Here is a 13,464-nt window from a genome sequence, read left to right as displayed (position 1 = left end):
CCGTCACCCTCGACAGGCGGACGACGCCCAGGACCCTTGCCACTCTTGCTCTCCTTGCTTCCCCGTACGCTGGGGACAGGTGGATTCAAGCACGACTCTCAAAGTGGCCTCTTCGACACCGCCGAGGAGCTGACCGATCCGGTCTTCGAGGGCGCGGTCCGCTCGCCCAACGGCGAGGACGTGCTCTACGCCTTCCGTTCCCGCGACGGCCTGCGCAGCCTCCTCCTCCCCTACAACCTGATCCGCCAGGAGGTCGCCACCCCGCTCACCGGGCGCGGGCACGCGCTCCTCGACGACGGCACGCTGATCCTGCTCCGGGACAACCCGGACGGTCCGGCGCGAGTCCACCCCTTGCAGCGCTGGCAGACCCCGTACGTCTCCGACACCTACGCCGCGTCCCGGCCCGCCGGGACCGGTCCGCTCGCCCGGACCGGCAACGCCGACCTGGTGCGCGGCATCTCCGACTGCCTCGCGCTCGCCCACGGCGTACGGGACATGACGCCGACGACCGCCGTGTACGGGCAGCTCGCCGCCGACTGCGCCCGCGCCCAGGACCGCTACCACTGGCTCTCCGACCCCGAACTGGGCGCGCTCGGAGCTCCATTGGCGGATCTTCGGACCACGGCCCAGCAGGTACTGGCCGAGTTCACCGCCGTACAGGAGCTGACCCGGCGGGCCGCCGACGCGCTGGAGGAGACCGCCGCACGCATCACCGCGCTGGTGCGGCGGGTGCGCGGCGAGGCACCGGGGTCCGCGGCCGCGTGGGTGGAGCGGCTGACCGAACTCCGTCAGGCGCACGGGCATCTGTCGACGATCGGCGAGATGCGGTACGCCGATGCCGAACGGATCGCGGAGCTGTCGGCCCGGACCGAGGACGACATCGCGTCGGCCGCCCAGCGGGCCGTGTCGTTCCTGGCCCGCGAGGACGCGTTCGACGGGTACCACGAGGACATCGCGGGGCTCGTCGAGGACGCGGGGGCGCTGGAGACCGTCCGGGACGCCTCGGCGGTGACGGACCGGCTGTCCGCGATGACGGAGGGGCTGGCCACCGTCACGGACGTGGTGGCCGGTCTGGAGATCGGCGACGCCACCGTGCGCACGTCGATCCTGGAGCGGATCGCGGAGGTGCTGGGCGGGGCCAACCGGGCCCGTGCCACGCTGGACGCGCGCCGCCGGGAGCTGCTGTCGAAGGAGGGGCGGGCCGAGTTCGCCGCCGAGTTCGCGCTGCTCGGGCAGGCGGTGACGGGGGCGCTGGCCGCCGCCGACACCCCTGAGACATGCGATGACCAACTGGCGCGCCTGCTACTCCAGTTGGAGAACCTGGAGTCGCGGTTCGCGGAGTTCGACGACTTCCTCGCGGAGCTGGCCGAGCGCCGCACCGAGGTGTACGAGGCGTTCTCGGCGCGCAAGCAGACCCTCCAGGACGAGCGGGCGCGGCGCGCCGAGCGGCTGGCCGGGTCGGCGGAACGCGTGCTGGACACCATCGCCCGGCGGGTGGCCGCGCTGGCCGACCTCGACGCCGTCCACACCTACTTCGCCTCCGACCCGATGGTCGCCAAGGTCCGCCGGACCGCCGGAGAACTGCGTGAACTGGGCGACCCCGTACGGGCGGAGGAGCTGGACGGGCGGCTGAAGGCGGCCCGCCAGGAGGCGGGCCGCGCCCTGCGCGACCGCACCGAGCTGTACGCGGACGGCGGTTCCGTGATCAAGCTGGGCCGCCACCGGTTCGCGGTGAACACCCAGCCCTTCGACCTGACGCTGGTGCCTGCCGGCGAGAGCCTCGCCTTCGCGCTGACCGGGACGGACTACCGGGCCCCGGTCGCCGACCCGGCGTTCGCCGCGACCCGCCCGTACTGGGAACAGCTGCTCCCCTCGGAGAACACCTCCGTCTACCGAGCCGAGCACCTGGCCGCCCGGCTGCTCGACGAGCACGGGGCCGGGCACCTCGCGTCGCTCGACGGCACCGAACTGGCTCGTCTGGTGCGGGAGTCGGCCGCCGAGGCGTATGACGAGGGGTACACGCGGGGTGTCCACGACGAGGACGCCACCGCGATCCTGGGCGCGCTGCTGCGCCTGCACGGGGGCGCGGGGCTGCTGCGCCACCAGCCTGCCGTGCGCGCGACCGCCCAGCTGTTCTGGGCGTACGGCGTGGACGCGGAGCACCGCACGACCTGGACGCGGCGGGCGGTCTCGCTGGCCCGCGCCCGCGACACCTTCGGCCTGGCCCCGGCCATCGCCGCGCTCCAGGAGGAGTGGGCGGCGGCGATCGCGGACTCCCCCGCCGCGTCCGGCGGGGCGCGGCCCGGGGCCGTCGCCGCGTACCTCTTCGAGGAGCTGACGAGCGGTCCCGCCGGGTTCGTCCGGTCCGCCGCGAGCCGGGCGTTCCTCGACGGGTTCCACCGGGCGGCCGGTCCCGACGTGTACGCGGAGGACCTGGCGGCCCTGGGCGACGACCTGGCCGCCCGCCGCCAGCTCGTGGAGGGCTGGCTCGCCCCGTACGCGGAGGCCACCGACGCCGGGTTCGGGGACGGCGACCTGGCGGAAGCCGTGGCGGTGGAGCTCTGCCCGGAGCTGGAGCGGTACGCGTGCGACGCGCCGCTCACGGAGCGGGTGGAGGGCCTCCTGGGTGACCACCCGCGCATCGCGGGCGGCACCCTCACCGTACGGATCGACGAACTCCTGGCCCGGACCGCCGAGTTCCGCACCGACACCGTACCCGGCTACCGCACGTACCAGCGGCTTCGCACCTCCCTGGTGGCCGCCGAGCGCGGGCGGCTGCGGCTGGACGACCACCGGCCGCGCGTGATGTCGGCGTTCGTCCGCAACCGGCTGCTCGACGAGGTCTACCTGCCGCTGATCGGCGACAGCCTGGCCAAGCAGCTCGGCACCGCCGACGCCGACCGGCGCACCGACTCGCAGGGGCTGCTGCTGCTCGTCTCGCCGCCGGGCTACGGCAAGACGACGCTGATGGAGTACGTCGCGGACCGGCTCGGGATGGTCCTCGTCAAGATCAGCGGCCCGAACCTGGGCCACGGCGTCACCTCCCTCGACCCCGCCCAGGCGCCGAGCGCCACCGCCCGTCAGGAGATCGAGAAGATCAACTTCGCGCTTGAGGCGGGCAACAACACACTCCTCTACCTCGACGACATCCAGCACACCTCTCCCGAACTGCTCCAGAAGTTCATCCCGCTGTGCGACGCCACACGCCGCATCGAGGGCGTACGGGACGGCGAGCCGCGCAGCTACGACCTGCGGGGCAAGCGGTTCGCGGTGTGCATGGCGGGCAACCCGTACACGGAGTCCGGCGAGCAGTTCCGCATCCCCGACATGCTGGCCAACCGGGCCGACGTGTGGAACCTCGGCGAGGTGCTCAGCGGCCGCGAGGACGTCTTCGCGCTGAGCTTCGTGGAGAACGCGCTGACCGCCAACCCCGTCCTCGCCCCGCTGGCCGCCCGCTCCCGGGACGACCTGGCGCTGCTGGTGCGGCTGGCGGGCGGCAGCGACCCGACGGCGCGGGCGGATCACCTGGAACACCCTTACAGCGCTGCCGAGTTGGACGGCATCCTGGCCGTGCTGCGCCATCTGCTCACCGCCCGGGAGACCGTCCTCGCGGTGAACGCGGCGTACATCGCCTCGGCCGCGCAGACGGACGCCACGCGCACCGAGCCGCCGTTCCGGCTCCAGGGCTCGTACCGCAACATGAACAAGATCGCGGAGCGGATCGTCCCCGTCATGAACGACGCCGAGCTGTCCGCCGTCATCGACGACCACTACGCGGGCGAGGCCCAGACGCTCACCACCGGCGCCGAGGCGAACCTCCTCAAAGTGGCCGCCCTGCGCGGAACGCTCACCGCCGAACAGGCCGAGCGGTGGGCAGCGATCACCGCCTCCTACGTCCGTACGCAGGCACTCGGCGGCCCCGACGGCGACCCGATGACCCGGGCCGTGGCGGCGCTCGGACTGCTCGCGGACCGGATCGCGGCGGTGGAGACCGCGATCCAGCGGGCGGCGGACCCCCGGCATCTGCTGGCGGGCCCGGTGAACGACCAGCCCGCCTCCCCGAATCACCGTGCGAAGATCACCAGGAGTCCACACTGATCAGGAAGACTGAGCAGCAGGCCTGAGCAGCAGGCCTGAGCAGGCGGAGTCAGCGGAACGGCGCAGAGAGCTACCGGGACGACCGGGACAACCGGGAACTACCGGGAACGGCCGAGGACGACCGAGTCGAAAGGACCACGGCATGCTGGGTTTCGTGCCCCCACCTCCTCAGCCGCCGACCGCTCCGCCGCCCTCCGGCCACATGATCGTCTGTGGGGACGACGCCCTGGCGCGGCGGCTCGCGGTGGAGCTGCGTTACGTCTACGGGGAGCGGGTCACCCTGCTCCTGCCCCCGGGCCGCGACGCGAACAGCCCCGAGACCCCGCTGACCCAACGGGGGCGAGCAGCCGCCCTGTTCGGCCGGATGTCGGCGGCGATGAGCCGCACGGGCAACGGCAACGGCTCAGGCGGCGGCAGCGGCGACACCAACGCCGGAGTCGAGGCCGTCCGCATCATGGAGGCGCCCGAAGCCTCCGACGACGTCCTGGAGGAGGCGGGTGTCGACCGGGCGGCCGCCCTCGCGCTCGTCTACGACGACGACGAGCGCAACATCCGCGCCGCCCTGACCGCCCGCCGGCTCAACCCCCGTCTGCGGCTGGTGATCAGGCTCTACAACCGCAAGCTCGGGCTCCACCTGGAAGAGCTGCTCGACCAGGCGGCGGCCGTCGCCATGCCGGGCATCGACCCGGCGTTACTGGACGCCTCCACCACCGTCCTCTCCGACGCCGACACCGCGGCCCCCGCGCTGGCCGCCACCGCCCTCACCGGCAGCAGCAAGGTCATCCAGGCCGAGGGCCTGCTCCTGCGCGCCGCCGAACGCACCCCGTCCCGCCCCGGCGAGACGGCCGGCCCGGGCCTGTGCACCCTCGCCCTGCTCTCCTCCACCACCAACGACCCGGCAGGTTCGGAAGGTTCCGACAGCAGCGGGGACGAAGGTCCGCGACTGCTGCCCGACGAAGCTGCCGTGGCCGCCGCGACCGGCCGGGGCACGATCGTCCTCGAAGCGATCAGCCGGGCCGACCCGGACCGCCCCGCGACCCGGATGGGCGGCAGGGGCGCCCCGCTCTCCCAGGTCTTCTCGCGCAGGCTGCGCTGGTCGGCCCTCGGCGTCGCGGCCGCCGCGCTCGCCCTGGTGGTCGCCTCGCTCCTGACCACCGAGGACACCGCGATCCACTCCACCTACCTGACCCTGCTCGACCTGCTGGGCATGAACGACCCGGCGGAGGACGCACCGGCGGCCCGCCAGATCATCCAGCTCCTGTCCGGCGTCGCCGGGCTCCTCCTGCTCCCGCTGCTGATCGCCGCCGTCCTGGAGGCCTTCGGCACCCTGCGCACCGCCTCCTCGCTGCGCCGCCCGCCGCGCGGACTGTCGGGTCACGTGGTGCTGCTGGGGCTCGGCAAGATCGGTACACGCGTTCTCGTACGCCTCCGTGAACTGGACATTCCGGTGGTCGTCGTCGAGGAGGACCCGGAGGCCCGCGGCATACCCCTGGCCCGTTCCATGCACGTACCGACCGTGATCGGAGACGTCACCCAGGAAGGGGTCCTCGAAGCGGCCAAGGTCCGCCGCGCCCGCGCCCTCCTCGCCCTCACCAGCATCGACACCACGAACTTGGAAGCGGCCCTGTACGCGCGATCGGTGAAGCCGGACCTGAGGGTGGCGCTGCGGCTGTACGACGACGAGTTCGCCACCGCCGTCTACCGCACCCTGCGCGCCGCGCACCCCCAGGCCCTCACCCGCTCCCGCTCGGTGTCCCACCTCGCCGCCCCGTCGTTCGCGGGCGCCATGATGGGCCGCCAGATCCTGGGCGCGGTACCGGTCGAGCGCAAGGTGATGCTCTTCGCCGCCCTGGAGGTCGCGGGACACCCGCAGCTGGAGGGCCGCACGGTCGAGGAGGCGTTCCGGCCGGGCGCCTGGCGGGTCCTGGCCATCGACGCGACCCCGCCCGCCGACCGCGCCCCCGACCTCGCCGCCCTCCCCCTGTACACGCCGGAGGGCGAGGCGGTGCAGCCCTCCTCCGGGCTGGTGTGGGACATGCACCCCGGGTACGTGCTGCGCGCCCAGGACCGGGTCGTGATCGCAGCGACCCGCCGGGGGCTGGCGGAACTGCTGCGCCGACAGCGGTCGGTACAGCCGAGGCAGTAGTCCGTTGGCCCCTGCGCGGGTAGTGCCTGCGCAGGGGCCGTAGGCGTGGTCCCTGTACGGGGACTGCGTGGCAGTCCCCGCGCGGGCCCCCTGCTTGTAGTCCCGGTGCGGGCCGCTACCGGATCACCGGAACGTGCCCATGGCCTCGCGCACCTCCGCCAGGGTGGCTTCCGCGAGAGCGTCGGCCCGCTCGTTGCCGGCGCGCAGCACTGACCGTACGTACGCCGGATCGGTCGCGTACTCCGCCCGCCGGTCCCGGAAGGGGGCCAGGTGGCTGTTGACGGCGTCGGTCACCGTCCGCTTGAGAGCAGCCGCTCCGCCGTCACCGATCTCCGCCGCGACCTCGTGCGGGTCCCGCTCCAGGCAGAGGGCGGCCAGCAGGACGAGGGAGGAGACACCGGGGCGGGTGTCGGGGTCGTAGGTGATGTGCCGGTCGGCGTCCGTGGTCGCACCCCTGATCAGGCGGGCCGTCTCGTCGGCGGTGGCGCCGAGGGGGATGGAGTTGGCCCGGCTCTTGCTCATCTTGGTGCCGTCGGTGCCCAGGAGGAGGGGCGCGGCGGACAGCAGGGCGTCCGGTTCCGGGAAGAGGTGCCCGTACCGCTCGTTGAAGCGGCGGGCGATCGTCCGGGTGAGTTCGAGGTGGGGCAGCTGGTCCTGGCCGACCGGGACCACGTTGCCCTTGCAGAAGAGGATGTCGGCGGCCTGGTGGGCCGGGTAGGTGTACATCAGCCCGCTGACCGCCGACTGCCGGGAGTGCGCGATCTCGTCCTTGACCGTGGGATTGCGGCCGAGCTCCGCGACGGAGACGAGGCTGAGGAAGGGCAGCAGGAGCTGGTTGAGCGCGGGGACGGCGCTGTGGTTGAAGACGGTGGACCGGGCGGGGTCGATGCCGAGGGCCAGGTAGTCCAGGAGCAGCCCGTCCGTGTACTCCCCCAGCCGCTCGGCGGTGTCCCGGTCGGTGAGCACCTGGTAGTCGGCGATCAGAACGAAGACGTCCACGCCGAGGTCCTGGAGGCGAACCCTGTTGCGCAGGGTGCCGAAGTAGTGGCCGAGGTGGAGGGGGCCGGTGGGTCGGTCGCCGGTGAGCACCCGGAAGGGGGCGGGGTCCTGGGCCAGCTGCTGTTCCAGCTCGGCGCTGCGGCGCTCGGCGGGGGTGGGGGCCGTGCCGGGTGCGGTGGCCGTGGTGGTGGTCGTCGTCATGGTGGGTGCCTCTCCTCGCGTGGGTGGATGCGTGGAGGACGGCCCCGCCGGTGCGCTTGGTGTCCGTGTCCGCGCCGTACGAAGGCGGAGAGCCGTACGAGGGCAGCGAAAAGGGCCGTCCTTGTCGAACGGCCCTGGTTCCGTGCAGATGCTGTGGCCGCTCCTAGGGGGAGCGCCACCAGTTTCGGCACGGGACGGAGGTCATGGCCCCCAGTGTACGGACCCCGCCTCTGCGTACGCGTCTATTTCTGCGCGTGCTCGCCCACGTGGAAGAGGATCCAGATGAACCCGGCGAACAGGTGCGTCGCGAAGACGTAGATGAAGACGCGCAGGAACACTCCGCGCGCTTTCCATGCCTCGTTGTCGTTGCTGTCGTTCTCCCGCTCGCTCACCGTTCCAGGGTACGCGCGGGCCCGGAAGGGGCCCCGGTAGCGGAATAGGACGGACGAGGGTCCTGTTACATGCCATAGTTCAACGTTCAACCAAATCGGCCGGGGTCCCCGACCCACGACCGGGACTCAGGAAGGCGGACGCCATGCAGTTCGGGATCTTCACCGTCGGAGACGTCACCACCGACCCGACCACCGGCCGGACGCCGACCGAGAACGAGCGGATCAAGGCGACCCTGGCCATCGCGCAGAAGGCCGAGGAAGTCGGCCTGGACGTCTTCGCGACCGGCGAGCACCACAACCCGCCGTTCGTCCCGTCCTCCCCGACCACGACCCTCGGCTACATCGCCGCCCGCACCGAGAACCTGATCCTGTCCACCTCCACCACGCTGATCACCACCAACGACCCTGTGAAGATCGCCGAGGACTACGCCACCCTCCAGCACCTCGCGGACGGCCGCGTCGACCTGATGATGGGCCGCGGCAACACCGGACCGGTCTACCCCTGGTTCGGCAAGGACATCCGCCAGGGCATCCCGATGGCCATCGAGAACTACGCCCTGCTGCACCGGCTGTGGCGCGAGGACGTCGTGGACTGGGAGGGCAGGTTCCGTACGCCGCTCCAGTCCTTCACCGCGACCCCGCGCCCGCTGGACGGCGTGCCGCCCTTCGTCTGGCACGGCTCCATCCGCTCCCCGGAGATCGCCGAACAGGCCGCCTATTACGGTGACGGGTTCTTCCACAACAACATCTTCTGGCCCATGGAGCACACCAAGAAAATGGTGTCCCTCTACAGGCGCCGGTACGCCCACTACGGCCATGGAACCGCCGAACAGGCCATCGTCGGACTCGGCGGCCAGGTGTTCATGCGCAGGAACTCGCAGGACGCGGTACGGGAGTTCCGCCCCTACTTCGACAGCGCCCCTGTCTACGGCCACGGCCCGTCCCTGGAGGACTTCACCCGCGAGACCCCGCTGACCGTTGGCTCCCCGCAGGAGGTCATCGAGCGGACGCTGACGTTCCGGGACGCGGTGGGCGACTACCAGCGGCAGCTGTTCCTGATGGACCACGCGGGGCTGCCGCTGAAGACGGTCCTGGAGCAGCTCGACCTCCTCGGCGAGGAGGTCGTACCCGTGCTGCGCAAGGAGTTCGCCGACCTGCGGCCGGCCGGGGTGCCGGAGACCGCGCCCGTCCACCCGGCGGCAGCCGCCGCCCGATCCTTGGGAAAGGGGGCTTGACCTCCATGTTCGCCACCACACCCCTGCACGTCGTCGCCGTCTCGGCCGGGCTGGGCCAGCCGTCCTCGACCCGACTGCTGGCCGACCGGCTGGCCGCCGCCACCCGCGAACAGCTCACGGCGGACCGGGACCGGGCGGACCAGGACCGGAACGTCGAGGTCCGTGTCATCGAGCTGCGCGACCTCGCCGTGGACATCGCGAACCATCTGGTCAGCGGGTTTCCGTCGGCCGGGCTGCGGGAGGCGATCGAGGCCGTGACGGAGGCCGACGGGCTGATCGCCGTCACGCCGGTGTTCACCGCCTCGTACAGCGGTCTGTTCAAGTCCTTCTTCGACCTGATCGACAACACCGCGCTGACCGGCAAGCCCGTCGTGATCGCCGCAACGGGCGGTACGGCCCGGCACTCGCTGGTTCTGGAGCACGCCCTGCGCCCCCTCTTCGCCTACCTGCGGGCCGTCACCGTACCGACGTCCGTCTACGCGGCCTCCGAGGACTGGGGCTCCTCCGGTGACCAGTACACCGAGGGCCTGCCGTCCCGGATCCGGCGCGCGGGCGGCGAGCTGGCCTCGGCGGTCCTGGACCGTACGGTCCCCGGAGCCTCAAGCGGACCACGCCCGGACACCGGGGAGGGGTACGACGGGGAGGACGCGGTCGTCCCCTTCGAGCAGCAGCTCGCGGACCTACGACTGGACTGAGGCAGACCTTCCGAGTTTTCTGTTTTGACTACAGTGAAGGCAGACGCTGTACCGAGCCGGAACGACCGGAATCAGGTGGAGGCAGGCATGGGCAGGATCGTCGTGGGCGTGGACGGCTCCGAGGAGTCGGTCAAGGCAGTGCACTGGGCCGTACGCCAGGCCGAGCTGACCGGTGACACCGTGGAGGCGGTGAACGCCTGGGAGTACCCCGCGACCAGCTGGGCCTCGATGATGCCGGGCATGCCGGAGGACTTCGATCCGCAGGCGGTGGCCGCCGTCTCGCTGACCGAGGCGCTGGAAGAGGCTCTCGGCGCGGAGGGAGCGGCCGAGGTCAGCAAGATCGTGGTCATCGGCAACCCGGCGCAGGTGCTGCTGGAGCGCGCGAAGGGCGCCCGTCTGCTCGTGGTGGGGGCCCGCGGCTACAGCGGCTTCAAGGCCGCCCTGCTCGGCTCGGTGAGCCTCACCGTCGCCCAGCACGCTCCATGCCCGGTGACGGTGGTACGCGACTGACCGCCGGACACCGCCCGGCTGTCGGCAGCCGCCCGGGTGCCGGCACCTTCCAGAGGCCGGGCGCCTTCCAGGGGCCGGGCGCCTTCCAGGGGCCGGGCTAAACGGGGAGCCGTTGTCAGTGGGTACTCCTATCGTGTGGGCATGACCCCTGCTCTGTCCGGGCGCGACCACCCCGCAGGCGTCCTTCGCTCGGAGATCGCCCGGGCGACGGACAGCCACGGCGGTCTCGTGCTGGTCACGGGCGAGGCCGGGATCGGCAAGACCACCCTCGTTACCGACGCCGCGCACGAGGCGCGGCGGCGCGGTGCGTTGGTGGTCGGCGGTTCGTGCTGGGACTCCGACAGCACCCCCGGCTACTGGCCCTGGGTACAGGTGCTGCGCGCCCTGCGCCGGTCGGCCACGGCGGCGGAGTGGGCAGCGGCCCAGGAGGCCTCGGACGGCCGGCTCGGTGTGCTGCTCGGCGACCCTGGGGCGGGGGCCCACGGCGGACACGGCCCGCACAGCGCTCATGGGGGCGCGGAGGCCCATGGCGGACACGGTGCGCACGGGGGCGCGGAGAGTCCCGCGTACGGTTCCGCGGGTGCGCAGAAGAGTCCGGTGTCCGGCTCCGCGGGCGTACACGGCCCGGAACCCGGTGCGGGCGCGGGAATCAGCAAGGTCGCGGGACTCGGTACGGGAGCGGGGCCCGGGCCCGGGCCAGGTACGAGCCTCGGGCCTGGGACGGGCGTCGGGCCCGGGACGGGCGTCGGGCCCGGGACGGGTCTCGGTGCGGGTGCCGCGGAGGGCATCGAGGCGTTCGGACTGTTCGACGCGGTGACCACCGCCCTCGTCACGGTCTCCCAGAGCCGGCCGCTGGTGGTCGTCCTCGACGATCTGCACAGCGCCGACCCCGCCTCGCTGCGCCTGCTCGAATTCGCCGCCCAGCACGCCTGGTTCGAGCGGCTGCTGCTGGTCGGCACCTACCGTGACGTCGAGGTGGACGCCCCCGGACACCCTCTCCAGCCACTGATCCTGCCGCTGGTCTCCCGCGCCTCGGCGACGCTCACCCTGACCGGCCTCGGCCGCGAGGAGGTGGGGGCTCTGATGACCGTGACGACGGGCCGCGAACCCACACCGGAGCTGGTCGACGAGGTCCACCGTCGTACCGGCGGCAACCCCTTCTTCGTCGAGCAGACCGCCCGGCTCTGGCACAGCGGGAGCCCCGTGTCCACCATCCCGCCCGGCGTGCGGGAGGCGGTCCGGCAGCGGCTCGCCCTGCTGCCGGAGCCGGTCGTCTCCCTGCTGACCGCCGCCGCCGTGCTCGGCCGGGAGTTCCGCCGCCAGGTGCTGGCCGTGGTGCACGGATCGCCGGTCCCCCACGTGGACCGGCTGCTGGAGTCGGCGGTCGTCGCCCGGGTCGTCGCCCCCCGCCCGTCCGGGCAGTACGCCTTCGCCCACGACCTGCTGCGCGAGACGCTGTACGCCTCCCTGGGCGAGGCGGAGGCCCGCCGCCGGCACGCGAACGCCGTACGGGCCCTGGACGCCCACGGCGGCCTCGACGAGGCGGTACGGCCCGGCGACCTCGCCCGCCACGCCCACCTGGCGGGCGGTGAGCTGGACCGCGACCGCCGGATCGACCTGCTCCTGGCCGCCGCCCGGGACGCCTCGGGGCGGCTCGCCGACGAGGAGGCCCTCACCCACTACCGCCGCGCCCTCACGGTGGCGGACACGGCAGACGGTTCACAGGGCGGCTCGGCGGGCTCGGAGGCCGACGCGGCGGACGCGGGCCCCGACCACCGGCGTACCGCGCTCATCTCCCTCGACCTCGCCGGGCAGCTCCGGCACGCCGGGCAGGAGACCGAGGCGCAGCGCCACCTGGACCGCGCGGTCGCCCTGGCCCGGGAGCTGGACGAACCGGAGCTGCTGGCCCGGGTGGCGATCACCCTCTACCGCGAAGGGGCCCTGGGCGGCCGCGAGGCCTCCACGGGCAGCCTCCTCGCCGAGGCGCACCAAAGGATCACCGGCAAGGAGGGCCAGGAGGGCCTCTCCGACGACCGGCTCGCCCAGGAGCTGGCCATCCACATCATGGCGCTGGCCCGGAGCGGCTCGGACGACGAAGCGCTCGCCTTCTCCCTCTGGGCGCGCCACGACTCCGTCTGGGGCCTCGGCTCGGCGGTCGAGCGGCTCGGGCTGACCGACGAGATGACCGTCGTCGGCCGGCGCACCCACCACCAGGACATGGAGCTCCACGCGACCTCCATGCGGTGGGTGGCCCTGCTGGAGCTGGGCGACCCGGCCTTCCTCGACCAGTTCCGCGCGTTCGTCCGGCTCGCCGAACGGACCCAGCTGCCCCGGTTCGCCCTGGGCATCGCCGTGGACAGCAGCCTGATCGCCTCCTTGCAGGGCCGGTTCGCCGAGGCATCGACCGCCCTCGACGACGACGCGCTCGACCCCGAGAGCAACGACCACGTGGCCTTCGGCTTCATGGGGCATCACCTGCACTGGGCGCTGCACCTGCTCCAGGGGCACTTCGCCGAGGCCGAGGAGGTCCTCACCGAGCTTCCGGGCAGCGGGTATCCCTATCCCGGGCTGCTGGAGGCCGTCACCGCGGTGGAGCAGGGCGACGCGACGCCCGGCCTGCGCCTCGTCGCCGAGCACGAGGAACGCGCCGCTCCCTACCCGCGGGCGTTCATGCCGCTGTGGCTCAGGCTCCTCGCCCAGACGGCCGCGGCCACCGGCGACCCCCGCCTCATCGCCCGCGCGGAGGACGAGCTCACCCCCTACACGGGCCAGTGGGTCGTCTCGCTGTACGGCTGCGACATCGGCGGCCCCGTCGACCTCTGGCTCGGGCTGCTCGCCGCCGCCCGCGACGACCGGGACGCGGCAGTGGCGGCGCTCACCGAGGCCGCCGCCTCCTCGGACCGCCTCGGCGCCCGCCCCTGGGCCGTACGCGCCCGACTTCACCTGGCCCGCTCCCTGCTCGCCCGCGCGGACACGGCAGGTGCCGGTACGGGGAGCCCTGGCAGGGAAAGCACGGGCGCGGGCGTCACCGGCGCGGCCGACGCCGGGCAGTCGCGGCGGCTGCTCACCGAAGTAGCTCGGGAAGCAACCGAGTTGGGCCTCGACCACCTGGCCTCCGAGGCCGCCGCCCTCCTCACACCCCCCACCGCCAACGTCCCCACCGCGCCCACGGCACCCATGGCCCTCGA

Annotated in this window: 8 protein-coding genes; 6 read left to right on the top strand and 2 right to left on the bottom strand. The window is 72.9% G+C overall.

What is annotated here, in order from left to right; all coding sequences use genetic code 11:
* The first annotated feature begins 54 nt into the window (after nt 1–54).
* Entirely contained in the window at nt 55–4,098 is a 4,044-nt protein-coding gene (locus CIB93_RS35640) for a DNA repair ATPase (protein ID WP_257002515.1), read from the top strand.
* Between the two features lie 142 nt (nt 4,099–4,240).
* Entirely contained in the window at nt 4,241–6,244 is a 2,004-nt protein-coding gene (locus CIB93_RS35635) for an NAD(P)-binding protein (RefSeq protein ID WP_096632939.1), read from the top strand.
* Nucleotides 6,245–6,367: 123 nt separating this feature from the next.
* On the opposite strand, the gene trpS is transcribed toward CIB93_RS35635, so the two are convergent.
* Together trpS and CIB93_RS38330 are read right to left on the bottom strand one after the other, a co-directional pair.
* Nucleotides 6,368–7,444 (bottom strand): tryptophan--tRNA ligase, encoded by a 1,077-nt coding sequence (gene trpS / locus CIB93_RS35630; RefSeq protein ID WP_096632938.1) that lies wholly within the window; start codon nt 7,442–7,444, stop codon nt 6,368–6,370.
* Nucleotides 7,445–7,686: 242 nt separating this feature from the next.
* The gene (locus tag CIB93_RS38330) at nt 7,687–7,836 is read right to left on the bottom strand and encodes a DUF6126 family protein (RefSeq protein WP_179500361.1); all 150 of its coding nucleotides are present in this window, start codon (nt 7,834–7,836) and stop codon (nt 7,687–7,689) included.
* Between the two features lie 143 nt (nt 7,837–7,979).
* On the opposite strand from CIB93_RS38330, the gene CIB93_RS35625 reads away from it, so the two are divergent.
* The 4 genes from CIB93_RS35625 to CIB93_RS35610 form a co-directional block, all read left to right on the top strand.
* On the top strand, nt 7,980–9,071 hold the full coding sequence (locus tag CIB93_RS35625) for an LLM class flavin-dependent oxidoreductase (RefSeq protein ID WP_096632937.1): 1,092 nt from the start codon (nt 7,980–7,982) through the stop codon (nt 9,069–9,071).
* 5 nt (nt 9,072–9,076) lie between these two features.
* Nucleotides 9,077–9,766 carry an FMN reductase gene (locus CIB93_RS35620; protein WP_096632940.1) on the top strand — a complete coding sequence of 230 codons (690 nt, stop codon included), beginning with the start codon at nt 9,077–9,079 and terminating at the stop codon, nt 9,764–9,766.
* A gap of 87 nt (nt 9,767–9,853) precedes the next feature.
* Nucleotides 9,854–10,276 carry a universal stress protein gene (locus tag CIB93_RS35615; RefSeq protein ID WP_096632936.1) on the top strand — a complete coding sequence of 141 codons (423 nt, stop codon included), beginning with the start codon at nt 9,854–9,856 and terminating at the stop codon, nt 10,274–10,276.
* Between the two features lie 141 nt (nt 10,277–10,417).
* Nucleotides 10,418–13,464, top strand: a 3,047-nt coding sequence (locus tag CIB93_RS35610) for an AAA family ATPase (protein WP_107471003.1), incomplete at its 3' end; no start/stop codon positions are given.

The organism is Streptomyces sp. WZ.A104, assembly GCF_002382885.1.
In the GTDB taxonomy this organism is placed as follows: domain Bacteria; phylum Actinomycetota; class Actinomycetes; order Streptomycetales; family Streptomycetaceae; genus Streptomyces.
This window is presented reverse-complemented; position numbering and strand designations above follow the sequence as displayed.

Coding starts and splice junctions, on each gene's coding strand:
- CIB93_RS35635 (WP_096632939.1), top strand. CDS start 4,241: ATGCTGGGTTTCGTGCCCCCACCTCCTCAGCCGCCGACCGCTCCGCCG.
- trpS (WP_096632938.1), bottom strand. CDS start 7,444: ATGACGACGACCACCACCACGGCCACCGCACCCGGCACGGCCCCCACC.
- CIB93_RS35625 (WP_096632937.1), top strand. CDS start 7,980: ATGCAGTTCGGGATCTTCACCGTCGGAGACGTCACCACCGACCCGACC.
- CIB93_RS35620 (WP_096632940.1), top strand. CDS start 9,077: ATGTTCGCCACCACACCCCTGCACGTCGTCGCCGTCTCGGCCGGGCTG.
- CIB93_RS35615 (WP_096632936.1), top strand. CDS start 9,854: ATGGGCAGGATCGTCGTGGGCGTGGACGGCTCCGAGGAGTCGGTCAAG.